Annotated in this window: 1 protein-coding gene; it reads left to right on the top strand. The window is 65.4% G+C overall.

Annotated features, from left to right (window positions below; genetic code table 11):
• Positions 1-290 (top strand): helix-turn-helix domain-containing protein (locus EOC06_RS38755; RefSeq protein WP_206631417.1); only part of this gene is annotated, 290 nt, incomplete at its 5' end.
• Positions 291-312 lie beyond the last annotated feature (22 nt).

The raw sequence follows: 312 nt of genomic DNA, 5'->3' as shown, positions 1-312 counted from the left end.
CTCCGGACGTGCGCGGCTTCGTCGACGAAAGTGTCGGCGCCCTGATCGCGCATGACCGCGAGCACGGCACGCCCTATCTGGAGACGTTATTTGCCTATCTGCGCGAGGGCTGCCGCAGCCAGGCCTGCGCCGACGCCATCGGCCTGCATGTCACCACCTTACGCTATCGCCTGTCGCGCATGGAGGACCTGTTCGGCATCCGTCTCGACACGCCCGAACAGCGCTTCGCGGTTGAACTCGCGATCCGTCTCAGCGGCATCATCGACAGCCGCACGCCGACAGCCCGTTAGACTCTGTTGACCTCGCCCTGTC

This window comes from Mesorhizobium sp. M7A.F.Ca.MR.362.00.0.0 (genome assembly GCF_004023175.1).
Lineage (GTDB): Bacteria > Pseudomonadota > Alphaproteobacteria > Rhizobiales > Rhizobiaceae > Mesorhizobium.
The sequence above is the reverse complement of the archived record's forward strand: the minus strand, read 5'-3'. Positions and strand labels throughout refer to the sequence as shown.